This window comes from Veillonella parvula (assembly GCF_047241225.1).
GTDB classification, from domain to species: Bacteria; Bacillota; Negativicutes; order Veillonellales; family Veillonellaceae; genus Veillonella; species Veillonella parvula_O.
The window spans coordinates 19,396-38,557 of record NZ_JBKTIE010000003.1 but is presented as its reverse complement, the minus strand read 5'-3'; the positions used below and the strand labels follow the sequence as shown (position 1 = coordinate 38,557).

Here is a 19,162-nt window from a genome sequence, read left to right as displayed (position 1 = left end):
TAGATAATCTATCAATCAGTTGCATTATGAATCATATATGCAAAGGATGCAAACGGAGCAATATCGCTCGGAATGAGACGATGCGATTTAGGAACATAAATCATATCTCCATCCTGCAATGCAATATTTTGTTTAATATCCTGTTTCTTTATGAAGCTTTCCAAATCAACTTCACGTACATATACGGTATCATCAATGACACGAACGACCTGAATATGGCGAGGTCTAGCCTTTCTCGCCGTTCCTTGTGCACTTGAAATCGCCGCAAATACATTCATGTAATCGGCTCCCAATTTGTAAATACCAGGTTTTGGTACTTCACCCATTACATAAACCTGTCGACCACCGTATTCCGATACATTGACGGTCACATCCGGTTTATGAATATAATGCGAGAATTTTTCGCTTAATAACGCCGATGCTTCTTGCAATGTTAATCCTGAAAGCTTTACAACCCCTGTATACGGTGTATTAATACGTCCATCCGGACCAATCATTAAGGTAACACCGGAATTACTAGTATTGTCAGTAGTCGAGTCAGTAAACCCTAACTCACTGCTAGTGTAACCTAGAACATGTAAATTAATCTTGTCATACTTCGACAGACGATATTCTCCGATATCAGGACGTGCTATGGAGAACACACTATCTTTCGGGTCGATATACTCACCGTTTTCCAAGACCATCTTCAATTTCTGCTCTTTAGTCGGATGTTTAACGGCATTTGTTTTAAAAGTGACAACTTCTCTACCCTTTACACCACTATCGACAACAGAAACATCCTGTACATTCGGCATATATGGAACAGACACCTGTCCCATATATTCTCCGGCACCGCTACCACTGCCGTTATTCATATCTGTATTAGTAGCCGCCATAGCCACATTACATGCTAAACATGCGCCTACAAGAGCTATCAACAACTTACGTTTTCTCATGCTTATCTCCTTAGCAACTCTTCTTTATTAATCCTACTTTCAAAAAGAATGAATAAAAAAGATTTTTCTCATAAGAATTAAAATTACTAATCCATTGAACACCAAAATAAATGAAAGAATATAACAGCATGCTAATTACAAAAATGTAAATAGAACTGTTTAAATCGATATGAGGAATCACATACAGGCCTAGAACTGTTAACAGTATCATAACTACAGATAGGCGCGCAATTTGCTTCCAAAAATGAACAATGTTTAAGTTCATATACCGATGATAATACACATTCATAATAATACCATTACCTAAAAGCATGGAAAGACCTGTGGCAACAGCCCCCCCCGCTATTCCATACATATCAATCCAATAGTACGCCAATACGACATTAAGAATCCCGACAAATACGTATATAACGGCCCTCACATGATACACATTACGAGCCTGCATAATCGAAAGCCCCACATTTTGAATGAGATCAATAGTGAAAGGAACGATAATAATCAGCGTAATCCAATATACTAAATCAAATCCATCACCGACCCAGTAATGAAGAAAACTATGTCCGAACAATATAAATCCGCTCAAAATCAGCGACAATAAATAAAATTGTAATCTACCGACTTTCAAAAATAAATGCTGGAATTCTTCATCACTACATCGATTCGTCACCATAGCCGTAATCTTAGGCAACAATGTACTGGATACGGCTAGCGAAATATTCATATAGTTAATATAAATCTGGCTTGCAATAGCATATATGGCAACGGATTCCGCCCCGATTTTTATACCGATCAGCAACTGATTACTTTGCCAGAACACTTGGTCGACTACAGATACTACAAATAAACTGAGTGAAAGGTTTCGCATAGCTAGGAGAATCTCTGAATCCCAGCCATGATAGACAAAGCGAACCTGCAATACACGCCTACAATATATAACCTTTACGAGAACCAGCAACAAATTAAATACAGTTTGTACCAATACTACACTTAACGCTGTAGGATAAAAGATTAGCACACCCACAATAGCAAAGGGCTGTAATAAAATCTGTATCAAACTGATTAACCGATGAAAGATAAACCGCTCTTCGGATATGATAACCGCATCAAAGACTTTCGACGCAAACAGCATTAAAAGATTTAACAATAGTAAGAGAAATATCTTCTTTGCACTATCAATCATCTCAGGCGCTAAGCTGTCCTTAAATATATAAGGAATGCAGTAATACACAATGAGTCCGCAAAGGCTCAAAATAACACCGATTCCCACATACAACAGCAGCGACATGGTTAATAGTTTATCTATTTTAACCTGATCTTTCAGTGTTTTATATTTCACTAAAAAACGAGTAATCGTCGCAGAGAGTCCGAAATCCAATACATTAAAGTAAGCAATAACAGACCCCAATAACCTGTAAAGACCAAACTCCGCAACGCCGATGAAAGACAGAAGTATAGGAACGTAAGCTAAATTAATAACCGTATTCCCTAGCAGCAATGCATAAGATAATAAGGTACCTACTTTTCGCTGTGTAGAAGAACTTCGAGACATATATTTAATCTCCTATCTACAACTACTCGAAAATTTTAAAATTAAAATCATATTCTATATTCATACTCGATGGATATGGGTTTCGCCAACTTGTAAAGTAATCGTGTGGAATACTGGATATGCCGCGTAAGAACATAGCTACAAAAAATAACAATACTATGTAGCCCCATTTAAAGTTATAAATCTTATCCTTGATCTGAAGTTGAAGAATAGAGTTTAAATATTGTATAGTATACGGCATAATCAAAATAATAAAATAATCAAAATATTTCGTTAATCTCGTAATCGGCAATGAGAAGGAAAATAGAAAATGCCCTAACAATCCGATAAACCATATGTTGATTAATCCTTTATATTCCGGCTTTAACTTTAAGATGGCTAAACGAGATATGGAAAACAGTATAAATTGATATATCATATATAATCCTGTCATACTGACAGAATCTACGTCCGAAACATAATTTAGATATCGGCCGTCTACACTCAATACCCCTAATAAAACGGATAAAACGGACAGTACTATATTCAACTTAAATACGATAAATGTAAGTGCAAATGCAGCTACATAGATACTCCAGGAGTATATTTTCTTAGGGATCCAATACAGTACTAACGCCACAATGGCACTATAGTGAAATAACACTGCAACAGATACAACCAGCAGATATTTCAGCAATTTTCGCTCCAAACAATATTGGTAGCCCCAAAATATCAGAACCATACTGAACCCTTGGCGTATACCATTAAGAGAGAAGAAATATTGTAAGCATAGAAAAATCGCTAAGATTAATATTTGAATCTCTGTATCTTTGGTATATCGTCGAATGGCTTTCCACAGAAATGTCATAATCAATAATTCATAGACGATAAACATCGCCTGATATGACATATGAAAATAGCGAAGGGCCTCAACAATAAGCAAGAATGATGGCTCTGGATATTCATCGTTAAGGGTTACTTGATTAAATAGGACAATATACCAGTCATAGTCCGTGCCGATTTCATATCTAAACATCCCTAAAAAGGTCAGTACAACAAGAACAATTAAAGGAATGATTTTTTTATATTGAATCGGTACCAGCCGCTCAGCAATAACGGCTACCAATGTAAAAATCGCAAGGCCAATCCAAAATACCATAGGACCACCTATTCTTTCATTGCACTCATACGTCTAGTATATTGAACGTAAATAAACCCACCTGCAATTACTAAATATAATAGTCCGCCTACAAGCATAACGTATAGTTTGCGTGGCCAGGAATGTTTAACCGGATATGTTGGTGTATTAAGAACACGGATATCCATAGCCTCAAGGTTTTCTTTAATTTTTAATTCTTCAAGGCTCTTAGTTAAGAGATTATAAGTATCTGTAGAGACTTTCGCATTACGTTGTAGCTCTAGAAATTTAACGGATTTTTGCGAGAATTGATTAGACTTTTCAAGATTTTGTTTACTTAACTCATCAAGTTTTGTAAGCGCTGCATTCGCTGCTTCTACATTATTCTTAACAACAACACGCTTCTGTAATAAATCCATTTGTACAGGACTAATTGTAACGTTTTCAGAGGAAATAGATTGTGCTACCGTTTTCGCCAATTGTTTTTCTAAATAACTGATATTTTCTTTTACCTTAACAACTTCCGGATAATCATCAGTAAATTTAAATTGTAATTTAGCCAACTGTTCATTAGCATTAAACAATTCTTTTCGTATCGATTGAATTTCAGGATTATCCGCCATCTGAGAATCTATAAGATTTTTATTTTGCGTATCAATCTGAGATTCTATGGAACTTAAAATTGCTGAATTAGTATTCAACTTAACCGTCTCATCAGATTTTGCTTTTTCGTAGCCCGAGGCTTGTTCCAAGAGCATTTTTTCTTGTTCACTAGGAGAAAAAACACCGTTCTCTTGTTTATACTTTTCAAGTGCGGCTACATCTTGATCCATTTTATGCTTAGCATCTTCATTCTTTTTACCAAGAATTTTAATAAGTGTAGAGTCCTGCGTGGAGCTGACACCTGCGATGGACTCTTGCAAGGAATCGACCACATCTTGTGCGATTCGCTGTGCATTCTCAGGGGAATCAGCAGTGATTGTAAAGGATAAAATAGAGGTTCCTCTCGGATTATCGATTTGCATATATTTCTTTACAAAATCCTCAGCATTGAATCGCTCATCCTCTGCATCTTCATTATCTAGTTTCTTAATTACAGGATTAATAACTCTGTCACTTTTTAATAATGACATGTAGTCTAATACAGATCCTCCTGTAGAAATACCTACTAATGCCAGTAAGCCCGCATTAGCGGACAATGCACTTAATGCACTATTTTGCGGTTTTACTTGGATCATTACGCTAGACGTATATTTTTTAGGAAGTAAAAACGCTAATAAAAGAAATATAATTAACATCCCTACCATCAAATAGAGCAAAATCCGCTTATTTTCTTGAATAATTTCTTTTATTGCCTGATAAGAAATAACTTGAGGTCCCATACTAATCCTTTCTGATAAATAAATTAATCACAGTATATCTTAACATATACTTTTAAACCGATAATATATCGTAACAAACCAATACATTTTATATTGTAATAAATATAAGATTATCTTCTTCTTAAGATTTAAATGTGCCTCTATTACTAACGGATTTAACTTTGTCAATCGTTTAATCCGCGTATAACTGGATTGAATACTATGATTATCCTGCAAATTTATATACTTATTCATTACGCCTAACAGCTGATGTATATAGACGGTATTATAATTCGTAACATTATAATCCTTAAGAAAAATATATTCTAAATCCAGTTTAAATACTTCATCTTCAAAGGTTTTCTCGTTTATTGATGACGCCAATGAATTGCTGCCTTTATGATGATAATACGTATATATGCATTTAGGCTCAACTAAATACGATGTAATATTACGATAATAAGAAAAGTTAAATGCTTGATCCTCTGCGACGGATAATGTTTCATCAAATCTCAACTGATATGTATCGATAATCTTTTTCCTATACAATTTAATAACCGGAACGCGCAATAATTCTAAAAGACTATAATATTCTTCCCGCAAAGTTCCATATAAATTTGTCGAATATTTTCGCACCTCTTGTTTATATACAGAACCCTCTTCGTCAATATATACATCGTTTATGACACCAATGATAAGATCCGCATCAAGACTTACATTTATAAATGAATCAACATAGTCTGAGGAAACTGTATCATCACTATCTATAAATAATATAAACTCCCCGCGTGCAATATCCAAGCCCTTATTTCGAGCGGCGCTAACGCCGCTATTTTCCTTATGAACCACATGAATATGAGAATACTGCTCTGCAAAATAGTCACATAATTTTGACGAACCATCAGTACTGCCATCATCAATTAAAAGTATTTCAATATTCTTATAGGTCTGCTGCAATAAAGACTGAATACAACGTTCTAAATAAAACTCGGTATTATAAACCGGAACGATAATACTAACGAGCGGTTTTTCCATGTTATTCATTATTTATCATCCCAGTACACATTAAAATTATGATGACTCACACGTCGATCTTCCGGTGGCGGGGTCATATAATCACCAAAGGTATTTTCTAAATACTCTTCATACCCTACGGGACCATTAAATTCAGTATCCTCAAACGGCAATTTAACATACGAATCTATAGATGTTTTCTGTAACGTTTCAAAATCCCAATTCCATACATACACTGTTAATCCGACGACTTCAGAGGCAGGTATTGAATATCTTTCTGCCATCGTATTGACAAGTGAAAGAACTTTTTGTGTATTTAATCCGCTGCACAAGGTTATTAACGCATACTTTATATAAGTTCGAATTTTATTCTTTAGAGCAATATTGTCTTCTTTTGAGTCACAGAAATGTTTACTTGGCGTGTATGCAAAGGCTGATGCATTACCAACAATTCCCAAGGTCTTCTGTACGAGTAATAAAAGTTTATGCTTAATATGGTTCGACGGAATTCCATCTACAGGGAAAATATCTATAAAAGCATGATATTGTTTATATTTATCCTTTAAGGTATGTTCATATAATACCGTTTCGGTATCGCCTACACGACCAAAAGACATATGCCAATTGGAGTTATTTTCTAAGGAATCCGCTCTGTATCGCTTTTCAGACTCATTATACAGTCGGAAAAAACGCTTATAATCCTCGCGAGGCATCGCGATATCAATATCGTCATCCCAAGGAATAAAGCCTCCATGGCGTATAGCACCTAATAATGTGCCTCCGCACAAAAAATATTGTATATTATGATCATCGCAGAATTTCGCTACATCCTTAAGTATATTTAATTCAACGGTCTTTAACTCATCTATTGTTAATTCTTTCATGATGTGATCCTATTCTCTACGAGATACATATTGTACATCTTAATAAACTGACTATGTTCCTTTGAGTCATTAGACATAGGCGTAATCATAATCGTATTGGAAAACAAATTATAATATTCCGGTAATCTCTCTTTTGCTTCATCAAATACATTTAATGTCGCTACTCTAACATCTGAAAACGAAACATCCATTTTATTCAACTCATTAATAACAGAGACAATAGAGCCTCCCGTATCTACTGAGTCATCTACAATTAAAAGCCTCTTATTTTCATATAGACCTGCTTCGCCATTACAACCCGGAAATGATACTTGTCGCTCTTTTATAGTATTATGAACACCGGATTTAACTTCCATTTTTCTGAGAAATAATTTGACGAATTGAGGCAAAATCTTTAACAGCGGAGAGACCAATTTCTTTAATCCGCTTGCTTGCCGCTCCGCATATACAGGAACAATGGGCGCTCCGATTCGTTCGCCGATATACCGCCCAATCAAATAACCGCCTTTGGCTATAAAAAGAATCATATCAGGTTGATATGACGACTTGACTACCTCTGCCAATTCATAACTTTTTTCTCTTAAGTCGCTTAACGACAATTCGATACAATCCATAAAAATCCCCTCGTTGTATAAATGATATAATACGGTCAACAACTGTTAATTTATGCGCAAGTGGTATGCATGGGGCACAGACAAAACGTCCTGAATCTATCGATTTTATAAATGCATCAGGTGTATCCGGGATTATATCCGAAACGATATAATCTTTTCCGATTTCAATAAACGTATGTATATCTCCGCCTATTACCTTACGCAAATTATATTTTTCCGCAATTTCATTTTGCTTCATATCATACAATGGACTGATATTACGACCATTATGCACTTCTATACAATCAATTAACGGTGCCAATACTTCAATATAGTTTTCTTTTAAAACTGTTTTATATCGTTTTTCATCATATGGATGAGGAACATAAACGATACCGCCTTGCTTCTTTATTTCGGAAATAGTGTCTTCCGGAGACAAACCGCCACTAATGTTTTTCTTCAAAAATAATCCGATAATCTCACCGGCTGTAGTCATAATCTCTTCTCCGACTATAACCTGAACCTTCTCGCCCTTTCTTTCACAATATCGTTTGAATGCTATCGCACCTTCAATAGTATTATGTTCTGTTATCGTAATATGTGTGATCCCGTTCATCACACATCGCATGTATAGCAACCAGAAAGGCAATGTACTGTCATATGAATACTTAGTATGAACATGACATACCATCTTTACCATAATTAATCCTCTTTTACTCATTAATGCTATCGGATATTACTTCTGCCACTCGATTTATTCTCTTTTACCTAGTGATGATGTCAGATATTATCTCTACTACACGATTTGTTGCGGATCCGGTTTCATATATACCCAGCTTCAATTGATGAGAGTATACACAATCCAAATGTTGCTGCTCATCATAATCAAGTATATGTTGCATCAATTCTTGATTTGTTAAGGAAAAAGTATAAGGCCATTCTTCTAAAGGCGTACAAAAATTAGTTACCGCCTCGTATTCGGGCTTATCCGGCGTATATAAAAAACAAGGTCGTTTCAACAGTGAAAAATCCCAAATAGAGCTAGAATAATCTGTAATCAAAACATCGGATACCAATAAAATTTCCTGCATATCATCATGTTCGGACACATCCATCACATAGTCCGGCAAAATATTATCCGGATCCAGATAGTAATGACCTCTGAACAAAATCATCCATTCCCCGCCAAAGCGTTTCTCCAAGGCCGCTTTCAACATAGAAAAATCAATATTGTAAGTGCTATTACCCTGAAATTCACGATATGTAGGCGCGTACAGTACATATTTAAAAGCAGGATCCAAGTTTAATTTTGAAAGAATGTTCAACCGCTTCGTCTGCAACGAAAATTCATCCATAAAAAACATATCATTTCTCGGTAAACCTGAATCGATAAATCGGCTTTCATCAACGGAAAAGGCCTGCGAAGCATACTGCGTGTATAGTCTGCAAGAGGATAGGAAATACGTAAATTTGTGAGTCAAATAATATCGTAATCGCCCCATCCAGTTCCAATTTAGCAGCATGCCCCATTTTTTATAAGCGCCTCCGCCATGCCAAGTATTGATATATACCTGACCTTTTCCGGTCGGCAAGAACGATTCAAGCAAATCATTAAACACAATAACTTTAGACGACACATAATAATAAATATACTTTAATGATCCTCTTTTAACGATAATAATGCCGTCATCCTTTAACAAACTATATGATTCGGGATTGTTGAAAGCCCATATAATCTCATAGGCCTTATCAGACTTGATACATTCACTAATATATTTAGGACTGCAAGTATACCCGCGCCCTTCATAGGCTCTGAATAAGATACGATTATTCTTGATAGGAATGAAAAAAGAAATGCCTCTGAAAAACGCTCTGGCCCCTAATTGTACACACAAAGCACTAAAGTTAATGGTCAGATATATGATTTTATTCTTACGTAATCGATTTTTTAATGTTCGTAACCCCATAATCAAACCTATTTATCTATATCTTGCAGTGCTTCAGCGAATAATCGCATATACATGATTGCACCTGTGGAAACACGAATATAGCCCTTGAGAATATCATATCCGGAGGTCTTGATAGCGATACCTTTTTCAGATAACAGGCGAGATGCCACCATTTCCGCATCAGATTTTGTCTTTATGGTAATATAATTACCACCACCGTATACATATTGATAATTGTTAGACTCTAACCACTTAATAAGATATTCACGCCCTTGCAATTCTTCATTAATCAAAGTATCGATTAATTGTTTATTATTAATGATTTCATTAGCAAATAATAAAGCAATGGAATTTGTATCAAAGGTCGGTCTTGCATTATTTATCATCGTAATGATATCAGGGGATGCTACTACATAACCTATGCGGCAAGCAGCGATGGAGAATAATTTTGAAAAAGTACGCAATATAATGATATGGTCATACTGCTTTAATAAATCAATTTGGGTACCTTGGTAAAAGTAATGATAAGCTTCATCGATAATCAAGAGTGCTCCTGCAGACTTAGTTTTATCAGCAATCAATTTAAACTCTTCATCTGTAAATGGACGACCAATAGGATTATTCGGATTCAATAAAGCGACAATGCTTGTATATCCATCAATACAATCTACCAATGCGTCAACATCAATATCAAAATTGCTGTTGATATCAACCTTTTTATGGATTAATCCGTACATATTGGCATATACCCCGTACATCTCAAATGTAGGGAATACACTGACAAATGTGGATTCAGGCTTACCAAAGGTTTCAAATATATATTTTAATGCCATTTCCGATCCATCTGTTATGGCAATGTTATCTACCGATAACTGGTGAAAGTTGGCCAACGATTGAATCAATGGCACTTTATCAGGATATGTGGAAATAAATTCGGGCGTAATCTGCTTTTTTATTGTTTCCACAAATTCTAACGGCAATCCTCCCGGATTTTCATTCATATCCAATCGTAAAATATCGGTTCTACCACCATCGGGATATTTTCGTTCCAATTTTTTTATCAAAGGGTTAATATACATGTCATTACTCCTCAATTACATTAAAATATAACCTTATTTACAGATTTATACTGATTCAATAAATGGGTGATACTTTTAATTTCATCTATCGTCAATAATATAGAATCCTTTTGATTCAAAATACATTGAACGAACTCAGAGATCTCATAACGTAACCCTTCACCGTCAAATTTATAAAAATATTTACGGTTCATATTAATATCCTCAAAGCGTACTTCAAAATACTCTGTTTTCCACCATGGGGCAGGAACGTATATATAGCCTTTATCGCCGGAGACAACCAGATGACCTTCACTCTTAGCATTTATTGCAACATTAGCGGATGCTATAGCATTTGGATAAGACAATGAAATCTTAGTAAACATATCAATATCTTTCTCATCATTGCGACTAAAGAATTGAATATTGTTATATTCAATGCCCAATAATTTAACAAAAGCCAAGAAAGGATATGAGGCTAATGCATTCACGCTGCCGCCATCAACCAAACGAATTTGTTCTTCGATATTATTACCGAGAATCTGTGTGAAGTTGGCATCTACGCTCAATATATTCCCTATAATCCCGCTCTTAGCGATGGCAATTAATTTACTAAATGCCGGACAGTAGGATGTTTTTAACCCCTCCATAAAGATGCAATGATTTTGTCTCGCCAAGTCGATGATATTTTGAAGCTCTTTATCCGTTACAAGTATCGGGAATTCAACTAATACATGCTTTTTATGCTCCAATGCCTGCATAATGGCATCATATTGATGTTTCGGTTCCTCAACAATATATACAGCATCTATGGAGTCATAAAAATCCTGTTGGTTCTCATAAACCTCAACTTCTTCATAAGCATCAAGAATGGCTTGCAGATACGAAGACTGTTTATTGAGATACAATGAAGCGACTTCAATACCGCTTACGTATTTGGCTTCATACAAAAATCTTTGCGTCACCTGTTCTGCATTCCACAAGCCAATTTTTATCGTATCCGAATTTCTAATATCAGTACTGGAGATGCCTTTTGTTCTTTCAAGATACACTACATCACAATATTCATTTAAGTAATCAAAATGACCTTTCCAGTCCGAACCGACCGTAAAAATGTCAACATCATACTTCTTAATGTCATCAATTTTTTGCCCGAAGTATTCCTCTATGATAATTTCATCGGCAAAGCCGGTCTCCTCAACATTCTTGATTCTCGTCATTAAAGAGTCACGAACATTAAGCTTACCTCGGTTCTTATCAAAATCACTGGATGTCACTCCGACAATTAAATAGTCCCCTAGTGCTTTGGCATTTTTCAACAAATTATGATGGCCCTTATGAAATAAATCATATGTACCATACGTAATTACCTTTTTCATCACTGCCCTCAACCTTATCTCAAAACTAATCTCTCAATCAAAAACAATATAATCATCATAAATATATTTCTATCCGAAATATTTAATATCTAAATCATTAAGATTATTCTCTTAAATTATTTTTATCGGGAATACCTAATCGATATCAGTAAGCCCCTTTTCCCTTCACAACGGCCAATACCGTTTTTATCAAATATACAATATCAATCCACACGGACCAGTTATGCACATACCAGGAGTCCATTAACACCCGTTCTTCATAGGTGGTATCACTGCGACCGCTCACCTGCCACACACCTGTAATTCCCGGTGGTACAAGATAGAAATCATTGATATAATCGCCGTATTTTACAATTTCATCTCGAACGATAGGACGCGGTCCTACAAGGCTCATATCGCCCATGAGGACATTCCACAGCTGCGGCAGTTCATCGAGGCTGGTCTTGCGTAAAAATTTACCGATTTTCGTAACCCGCGGATCGTCCTTCAACTTGAAGTCCCGTTCCCATTCTTCGCGAGCTTCCGGATGTTCTTTTAGATAGATTTCCAACGCTTCCTGCGCATTAGGAACCATGGATCTGAATTTGTAGCAAAGAAACTCCTTGCCCCCTTGACCGACCCGCTTATGACCAAACACGATAGGTCCCGGAGAGTCGAGATAAATCAACACCGCCACGACAGCGATAATCGGCAGAATCAAGATACCGCCACATACGGTGGCCACGATATCAAAAATGCGTTTCATAATACGGTTGGACTTGCGAGCTAAATTGTTCTGCACACGCAATACGACGGCCTGTTCCTCCATCATACCGCGAGCCGAAATATTGCTGGCCGGCAATCCGAACAGCTCCGGTACGAAGGAAACCCTTTTTACAAGCAGCTGTAAGCGGTTAATTAAGGACACTAATTTTTTTGATTCAAGACCGGGCGCACACACCAATACAGTGGATACGTTATATATTTTAATGACGTCCTCCACGTCATTAAAGCCGCCCAAACGCGGATACTTTTGCGCTAATAATGAGGACTTCGGATTATCGTCCACAAAGCCGATAATTTTATAGTAATTAATAAGCATTCTATCATGATACCGATCAACTAATTCCGCTGTTTTTCCCGCTCCGACCAATAAGATGGGAATATATAATAATTTCAGCTTTATCAATATTTGAATCAATATATATCGTAAAACGATAACATATAACAGTATAAATATATAAGATAAGCCGACAAATAAACGGGATACATTGTCGATAATATGCCCGGCATACATCAGAACGATGGATACAACTATACCGATTGTTATGGAGCGGAATATAATTTTAATCTTATCCCAATAAGCCTTATCCATATTATATGCACTGTTTAATAACAGCACAATAATAAATACTATAGGGGTAATAACATATCCATAGAAAAAATCTACATGTAAACTATTAGTACCATTCCAGAACGGTAATGCAGTTCTGATACTACATGCGGAAATAATGCCACAAATAACAGCAATATAATCGACAATAATCATTAAGGCCTGTACTAATAACGGGGAACCAACCCACTGTTTATTCATAGATTTTTCCTCTCTTAATAAATGTAAGGAGCAAACTAAATTATATCTTTTATGATAACACAGTTTCATTTATTTTTCATGATTCATTTGAAATTTTCTCGTAGATTTCTCTACCGATAATCGTCTTTATCTCATACTGTAATCATCAACTTCATCTCATGTTATAATAATAGACAGTGTTCATATTTTTTTCATCTATGAACACAAATAATTTCTAACATTTACTAATCGAAGTCTCATTTAGACAGTAGAATAAAGTTTAGGTAACAATATGAAGCTTTCACAAATACATTCAGCCGGTGATTTAAAACAATGCACCGAAGCAGAGTTACTGGAAATAGCGCGTGAAATACGCGAAGCCATCATTCACAGAACGTCGATTCGAGGCGGTCACGTAGGTCCGTCACTGGGCGCTACAGACATCATTCTTGCGCTTCACTACGTATTTAACTGCCCCGGCGACAAGATCATATTTGATATATCCCACCAGAGTTACGCTCACAAAATATTGACCGACAGGCTCGAAGGGTTCACGCAGGAAAATAAATTCAGCACCGTTTCAGGTTACAGTAATCCACGTGAAAGTAACTGCGATCTGTTTCACCTAGGGCACGCATCCACCGCCCTCAGTCTGGCGTGTGGGCTCGTAATCGGTCGCGACCTCAATCAAACAAAGGAAAACATCATCGCACTCATCGGGGACGGTGCATTATCTGGCGGCGAGGCCTTTGAGGCCTTAAATCATCTTGCTACGCTGCGGTCCAACTGCATCATAATCATCAACGATAATGACCAGTCCATCGCTGAAAACCACGGCGGCTTGTACAAGCATTTAAAAGAACTGCGGGACACGAACGGAGCTTGTACGAATAATATGTTTAAAGCTCTCGGCTTTGATTACCACTATATCGAAGAAGGCAACTCAGTCTTATCATTAATTGCGGAATTTAAATCAGTAATAAATTATCCGCGCCCCATCATCTTACATATCCGCACGACGAAAGGGTTCGGTTATACAGCGGCAGAAATGGCGCCGGAAGACTTTCACAATTCGACGTCACCACAGGCGTAGTCAATAAAAATTATAATAATACATACGAAGCTATCGCCGCAAAGGAATTGATTGCCGAATTGGAAACAAACAAATCGGCCTGCCTCATCACGGCGGCCACGCCCGGCGGATTTTGCCTGACGCCGGAGGTCCGTCAGAAATTGGGCGCTCAATATATCGATGTGGGTATCGCCGAGGAACATGCCATGACCTTATCGGCCGGCATCGCTCACGCCGATGCAAAGCCGATTTTACCGATATACAGCACGTTCCTACAACGGGCTTACGATCAGCTGATAAACGACGTATGCATTAACAACAGCAATGCTTTGATTCTCGTATATCGCGCCTCCATTTACGGTACAAAGGACGTTACGCATCTGGGATTCAGCGATATACCTATGCTCACCAACATCCCGAATCTGACCTATATTGCGCCTACTACAGCGGAGGAATTGCAGGCATCCATTCAGTTCGGCTTGCAGCATCATGATTATCCTATCGCCATACGGGTTCCCGTAGGGACACCGAATCACGAGCCTCTTCGGACACAAAGTATTACGGATGTTTCCATCCGCAACTGGGAAACCGTCCAGGAGGGCCATGAAATTGCGATTATAGGTGTCGGTAATTTTTACCGGCGCGCCCTTGCCTTGGCCGAGGCGATGAAAGCAAAACATGCTGTCACACCGACCGTGATAAAACCGCTTTTGATATCGGAACTGGATACATTTCTGCTCGACCGATTACGGAAAAACCATTCTCTCATCATCACGCTGGAGGACGGCATCATTGACGGCGGCTTCGGACAGAAAATTGCCGCATACTATGGCAGGCAGAACATCAGCGTCATGAACTACGGCATTCAAAAAGGCTTCTATGACAGATATGATCCCGATGAATTACTGCGAAACAATCATATGGAAATTAATCAGATACTGCAGGATATCATGACTACAGCTCTAAACACAGATACATTCGCTGCAAGCATTTAAACATTCACTACAGGCTTTTAAACAGAAAAGTGCTCTACGTTTACAACACTTGTAAACATGGAGCACTTTTATTTTCAGTACGATTTATTCAGTTCGTTGTGCCTCATAGGCTCTGAATAATTTAGATAATAATTCAGGAGCCAATCGCAATAGCTCTGGGTTTTCACAGAAAGACACACGCAATTGTGTTTTACCAGGGTTATCATTGCCGTTTTTACCGCTATAGAAACCATTGAGCGGTGCCATGAGAAGTGTATATTCCTTGCCATCATCAAGGCTTACTGCACCGTGTTCGGCACACCAAGAAGCAAATTCTACGCCATCAAAGCCAGGTTTTGCAACCTTTCTCACGTCGATTACAAAGTAAATAGACGCTTCAGGGCGAGACACGATAAAGTCCGGTTCTGCCTCTTTAAAACCTTTGTGGAGTTCAAAGATCATTTGACGATAGTAGTCGCGTTGTTGCTCATACCAGTTGTGCAATTGCGCGTAGGACTCATGTTTCAATGCGCCAAAGATATATTGGCCCAATGTATTAGCGCTGAGGTTTGCCGTATATTCCGCAACAGATTTTTCATAACATAATTTATTATCTGTAATGATAGCTCCAATGCGAAGTCCGCACGCATTCCAAACCTTGCTAGCCGTTTCAAGGCTGATACGGCGGCCTTCGATGCCAGGCACATCTTTATCGGTTAAGGCCCAAATGCTAGATGTTTCTTTCCCTTTTTCATAAGCCAATTCACGGTACGCTTCGTCAGAGATAATCCATAAATTATGTTTAACGCACAATTTTGTATATTCAATGAGCGTTTCTTTGCTAAATAATTGACCTGTAGGATTATCATAAGGAATGATAAGCAACGCCCCAGGTTTTGTCTCGATAATGCGTTGTTCAACAGTCTCTACAGAGGGCAATTCGAACTCACCATTTTCATTGAGTTCCCGTTCTACAGTAACCGTTTTACGACCAATGCGAAGACCTACTGCATCATAGTTTGTATAAGAAGGATTGAACATCAAAAGAGGACGTTCTTCTTCGCCGGCGCCACCACATACGCCGAGCATGATGATTTCCATCGCCATGGATGCACCATCTGTTACAAGTACATCAAGCCCTGTTGTATCAAAGCCTTGGCTGCGCAAAATGTGGAGGAATGCTTCTCGACACTCATCAGTGCCCGTAGTTGGTACATATGGCACAATCCCATTATGGAACGGGCTATTGACACCGCCCAAATCAAACAACCTACGCTGCATGGCGGGATGCATAGGACGCATTACATTGCCAATAGAACCATTCACCAAGATAGGCGGGTTCTTACGTTCCAAGAATTTAATTTGTCCTAGGCGAATGCCAGACGGCTTCCGAGCCATCATATACGGCGATAATTCTGGTTGTTTCATTTCGATCCAACTCCTCTAAAAATCAACCTTCTCCATTGGAAGGTTTTGATAACTGTGAAAGTAACAAAACACTTACTATACAAGCAAATATACAAGTACATCACAAAACATAAACTATGAATACCTATAGATAGATACATAATATTATAGAGCTTTTACTATAGAAAATCTATAGTTTTATAACATATACTTATTTACCTATACTTAATTTATCGGTTATTGAAAATAACTCTCATGGTACTTAGTGCGGTCTCAATATACCATCAAAAACTATAATAAAAATGAAAGAGCCCCACGAGAGGCTCTTTCACCATGATATAGATTACTTTTTGAAGCTATACAAATAACTACGACGTAATTGTCAATTATTAGTATAGCTTTATAATCGAACCATTGCAGTAGTTATATCTATTAGATAGTCACTTCTACACCTAGACGGAAGTTGCGACCTTGACCTGGCCACCATTCACCAGGGTTGCCCCAACGAACGCTAGATTGTTCCGCATAGTATGTATCAAAGATATTATTGATACGACCAAATACAGTAACATTTTCGCGTACCCGATAGTTAGCGCTGATATCAGCCAACCAGTATGTTTTACGTGGAAATACATTATCTGCTGTACCAGGACGATTGATAATACCACGAATATCCAAATGAGCATCCCATTTAGCATCGTTGTAATCAAGGCCTGCGTTAACAGCATGTTTTGGTACATATCCATCACGGTTTGCTTTGCGAGTTGGTGTTGCATCGATATGAGTATACGTATAGCCAAGACGTGCGGACAAGTGATTAGTCAATTGTTTACGCACATCTGCATTGATGCCACGAGCTTTTTCAGTGTCAAAATTGCGATATTGACCTGTGAAGTTTGCCGGATCAGTCATAACCCAACCGATCTTATCCTTTGTACTACGGCTAAAGAAGCTAAGATTACCATTCCAAGTTTTACCGAATTTATGATGTACACCTAAATCAAATTCATGACCTGTTTCAGGTTTCAAGTTGCGGTTGCCATTGAAACCATCAAATAATTGGTATGGTGTAGGTGCCAAGAAGTACTCTTTATACGCAGCATACACATTTGTCTTCTCATTTACATCATAGCCGAGGCTGATGGATGGAGATGTATGTGTACCGAAAGCAGAATGATGGTCTACACGGATACCAGGCGTTACAGTCCACTTAGGAGCGAATTTCCATTCATCTTGAATGAAGTAAGACGCGTTCGTAAGCTTCACGCCACCCATGTTAACCACTTTATCTTGACGCCAGTCGAAGCCGCCTACTACAGTATGGTCTTTCGCTTTATACGTAATTTGATCCCCAATACCACGAGTCTTCACATCCGTTAAGTACCCATCATATGTTGTTTTATAATGATTATTCATCAAGTATAATTGATGACTCCAACGATTGCTGATTTTGTTGTTCCAAATCGCGCGTAAGGAGTCATTTGCTTCATTACCATAACGAATGTGATTAAGGGCACCCAAATGGTCGGAGTACATTACATCACCACGATATGTGTCGTAAGATATTTTTACATCGTTCTTCTCATTGATTTTATTGCCCACCATGAAGGATGCAGTATGGCTGTTGCCATGTTGAGGAACGCGCACGCCATGACCATCTTTGTAAGAACCAATGATATCTTTTTGTACTCCTACACGCCAGTACCAATCTTTTTTGCTACCTTCGTTTGTAATAGCGTATTGTTCTAAATCATTGCTGCCTCCCATCACACGAAGTTTAGTTTGTACCCCTTGCTCAGGTTTTGCAGTAATTACGTTTACTACACCACCGATGGCACCAGAACCATACAATGTAGAGCCTGCACCACGTTGGACTTCAATGCGGTCAATGCTAGACATATCTTTCAAAATAGTCATCGGCGGATTCACACCTGCTGCACCCATATTGATGCCATCTACCAAATACAATACTTGGTCAGACCCATTGATGCGGAATGCATTGGAGTTCGTGTAACCTACGCCACCACCATACGTATTAATATCTACGCCCGGTACGATGTTCAAGGCTTCGTTCATATTCGTAGCATGGCGCTCACGAATATCGTCACCTGTTACTACGCCTACACTAGCTGGCACTTCTGAAAGTTGTTGTTCACTACGAGTTGCGGTAACAACAATGGTATGCGCTTCTTTCGCATCACCAGCTTCAACAGCTAATACATTAGGAGCACTCAAAGTGCTACCAAATACGAGGGCTAACCCTACGTATAGGGATAATCGTTGCATTCTTGATACTTTCATAAAAACCTCCACAC

Annotated in this window: 16 protein-coding genes; 2 read left to right on the top strand and 14 right to left on the bottom strand. The window is 37.9% G+C overall.

Annotation, left to right across the window (positions count from 1 at the left end; genetic code table 11):
• Positions 1 to 11 precede the first annotated feature (11 nt).
• The 12 genes from ACLRYO_RS06200 to wbaP all read right to left on the bottom strand — a co-directional run bounded on the left by ACLRYO_RS06200 (position 12) and on the right by wbaP (position 13,415).
• Positions 12 to 938: a polysaccharide biosynthesis/export family protein gene (locus ACLRYO_RS06200; protein WP_413084762.1), complete on the bottom strand. Its 927-nt coding sequence runs from the start codon at positions 936 to 938 to the stop codon at positions 12 to 14.
• 10 nt (positions 939 to 948) lie between these two features.
• Complete coding sequence (locus tag ACLRYO_RS06195) at positions 949 to 2,487, bottom strand: lipopolysaccharide biosynthesis protein (RefSeq protein ID WP_413084761.1); 1,539 nt, start codon at positions 2,485 to 2,487, stop codon at positions 949 to 951.
• A 22-nt stretch (positions 2,488 to 2,509) separates the two neighbouring features.
• Positions 2,510 to 3,625, bottom strand: a complete 1,116-nt coding sequence (locus ACLRYO_RS06190) for an EpsG family protein (RefSeq protein WP_413084760.1) — start codon at positions 3,623 to 3,625, stop codon at positions 2,510 to 2,512.
• An 8-nt stretch (positions 3,626 to 3,633) separates the two neighbouring features.
• Complete coding sequence (locus ACLRYO_RS06185; protein WP_413084759.1) at positions 3,634 to 4,986, bottom strand: GumC family protein; 1,353 nt, start codon at positions 4,984 to 4,986, stop codon at positions 3,634 to 3,636.
• A 39-nt stretch (positions 4,987 to 5,025) separates the two neighbouring features.
• Complete coding sequence (locus tag ACLRYO_RS06180) at positions 5,026 to 6,009, bottom strand: glycosyltransferase family 2 protein (RefSeq protein ID WP_413084758.1); 984 nt, start codon at positions 6,007 to 6,009, stop codon at positions 5,026 to 5,028.
• Complete coding sequence (locus ACLRYO_RS06175) at positions 6,009 to 6,863, bottom strand: LicD family protein (protein WP_413084757.1); 855 nt, start codon at positions 6,861 to 6,863, stop codon at positions 6,009 to 6,011. Before ACLRYO_RS06175 ends, ACLRYO_RS06180 begins: the two co-directional genes overlap by 1 nt.
• Positions 6,860 to 7,426, bottom strand: coding sequence for a phosphoribosyltransferase family protein (locus tag ACLRYO_RS06170; RefSeq protein WP_413084756.1), 567 nt, complete (start codon positions 7,424 to 7,426; stop codon positions 6,860 to 6,862). Before ACLRYO_RS06170 ends, ACLRYO_RS06175 begins: the two co-directional genes overlap by 4 nt.
• 1 nt (position 7,427) lies before the next feature.
• Positions 7,428 to 8,147 carry a PHP domain-containing protein gene (locus ACLRYO_RS06165; protein ID WP_413084807.1) on the bottom strand — a complete coding sequence of 240 codons (720 nt, stop codon included), beginning with the start codon at positions 8,145 to 8,147 and terminating at the stop codon, positions 7,428 to 7,430.
• A 73-nt stretch (positions 8,148 to 8,220) separates the two neighbouring features.
• Complete coding sequence (locus ACLRYO_RS06160; protein WP_413084755.1) at positions 8,221 to 9,423, bottom strand: CDP-glycerol glycerophosphotransferase family protein; 1,203 nt, start codon at positions 9,421 to 9,423, stop codon at positions 8,221 to 8,223.
• An 8-nt stretch (positions 9,424 to 9,431) separates the two neighbouring features.
• Positions 9,432 to 10,484 (bottom strand): pyridoxal phosphate-dependent aminotransferase, encoded by a 1,053-nt coding sequence (locus ACLRYO_RS06155; protein ID WP_413084754.1) that lies wholly within the window; start codon positions 10,482 to 10,484, stop codon positions 9,432 to 9,434.
• Positions 10,485 to 10,504: 20 nt separating this feature from the next.
• A complete protein-coding gene (locus ACLRYO_RS06150) occupies positions 10,505 to 11,842 on the bottom strand; it encodes an adenylyltransferase/cytidyltransferase family protein (protein ID WP_413084753.1) in 1,338 nt (445 codons plus the stop codon).
• A 145-nt stretch (positions 11,843 to 11,987) separates the two neighbouring features.
• Complete coding sequence (gene wbaP / locus ACLRYO_RS06145) at positions 11,988 to 13,415, bottom strand: undecaprenyl-phosphate galactose phosphotransferase WbaP (protein ID WP_413084752.1); 1,428 nt, start codon at positions 13,413 to 13,415, stop codon at positions 11,988 to 11,990.
• Between the two features lie 271 nt (positions 13,416 to 13,686).
• Between wbaP and ACLRYO_RS06140 the strand changes: the two genes are divergently transcribed.
• Positions 13,687 to 14,487 carry a 1-deoxy-D-xylulose-5-phosphate synthase N-terminal domain-containing protein gene (locus ACLRYO_RS06140; protein ID WP_413084751.1) on the top strand — a complete coding sequence of 267 codons (801 nt, stop codon included), beginning with the start codon at positions 13,687 to 13,689 and terminating at the stop codon, positions 14,485 to 14,487.
• Between the two features lie 47 nt (positions 14,488 to 14,534).
• Positions 14,535 to 15,461: a transketolase C-terminal domain-containing protein gene (locus tag ACLRYO_RS06135; protein WP_413084750.1), complete on the top strand. Its 927-nt coding sequence runs from the start codon at positions 14,535 to 14,537 to the stop codon at positions 15,459 to 15,461.
• A gap of 84 nt (positions 15,462 to 15,545) precedes the next feature.
• On the opposite strand, the gene ACLRYO_RS06130 is transcribed toward ACLRYO_RS06135, so the two are convergent.
• Together ACLRYO_RS06130 and ACLRYO_RS06125 are read right to left on the bottom strand one after the other, a co-directional pair.
• Complete coding sequence (locus tag ACLRYO_RS06130; RefSeq protein ID WP_413084749.1) at positions 15,546 to 16,868, bottom strand: pyridoxal phosphate-dependent aminotransferase; 1,323 nt, start codon at positions 16,866 to 16,868, stop codon at positions 15,546 to 15,548.
• A 411-nt stretch (positions 16,869 to 17,279) separates the two neighbouring features.
• Positions 17,280 to 19,148: a TonB-dependent receptor plug domain-containing protein gene (locus tag ACLRYO_RS06125; RefSeq protein WP_413084748.1), complete on the bottom strand. Its 1,869-nt coding sequence runs from the start codon at positions 19,146 to 19,148 to the stop codon at positions 17,280 to 17,282.
• Positions 19,149 to 19,162: the final 14 nt, after the last annotated feature.

Excerpts from the sequence above, each read along its gene's own strand:
- ACLRYO_RS06200 (WP_413084762.1), bottom strand. The coding sequence starts at position 938 with ATGAGAAAACGTAAGTTGTTGATAGCTCTTGTAGGCGCATGTTTAGCA.
- ACLRYO_RS06195 (WP_413084761.1), bottom strand. The coding sequence starts at position 2,487 with ATGTCTCGAAGTTCTTCTACACAGCGAAAAGTAGGTACCTTATTATCT.
- ACLRYO_RS06190 (WP_413084760.1), bottom strand. The coding sequence starts at position 3,625 with ATGGTATTTTGGATTGGCCTTGCGATTTTTACATTGGTAGCCGTTATT.
- ACLRYO_RS06185 (WP_413084759.1), bottom strand. The coding sequence starts at position 4,986 with ATGGGACCTCAAGTTATTTCTTATCAGGCAATAAAAGAAATTATTCAA.
- ACLRYO_RS06180 (WP_413084758.1), bottom strand. The coding sequence starts at position 6,009 with ATGAATAACATGGAAAAACCGCTCGTTAGTATTATCGTTCCGGTTTAT.
- ACLRYO_RS06175 (WP_413084757.1), bottom strand. The coding sequence starts at position 6,863 with ATGAAAGAATTAACAATAGATGAGTTAAAGACCGTTGAATTAAATATA.
- ACLRYO_RS06165 (WP_413084807.1), bottom strand. The coding sequence starts at position 8,147 with ATGGTATGTCATGTTCATACTAAGTATTCATATGACAGTACATTGCCT.
- ACLRYO_RS06160 (WP_413084755.1), bottom strand. The coding sequence starts at position 9,423 with ATGGGGTTACGAACATTAAAAAATCGATTACGTAAGAATAAAATCATA.
- ACLRYO_RS06155 (WP_413084754.1), bottom strand. The coding sequence starts at position 10,484 with ATGTATATTAACCCTTTGATAAAAAAATTGGAACGAAAATATCCCGAT.
- ACLRYO_RS06150 (WP_413084753.1), bottom strand. The coding sequence starts at position 11,842 with ATGAAAAAGGTAATTACGTATGGTACATATGATTTATTTCATAAGGGC.
- wbaP (WP_413084752.1), bottom strand. The coding sequence starts at position 13,415 with ATGAATAAACAGTGGGTTGGTTCCCCGTTATTAGTACAGGCCTTAATG.
- ACLRYO_RS06140 (WP_413084751.1), top strand. The coding sequence starts at position 13,687 with ATGAAGCTTTCACAAATACATTCAGCCGGTGATTTAAAACAATGCACC.
- ACLRYO_RS06130 (WP_413084749.1), bottom strand. The coding sequence starts at position 16,868 with ATGAAACAACCAGAATTATCGCCGTATATGATGGCTCGGAAGCCGTCT.
- ACLRYO_RS06125 (WP_413084748.1), bottom strand. The coding sequence starts at position 19,148 with ATGAAAGTATCAAGAATGCAACGATTATCCCTATACGTAGGGTTAGCC.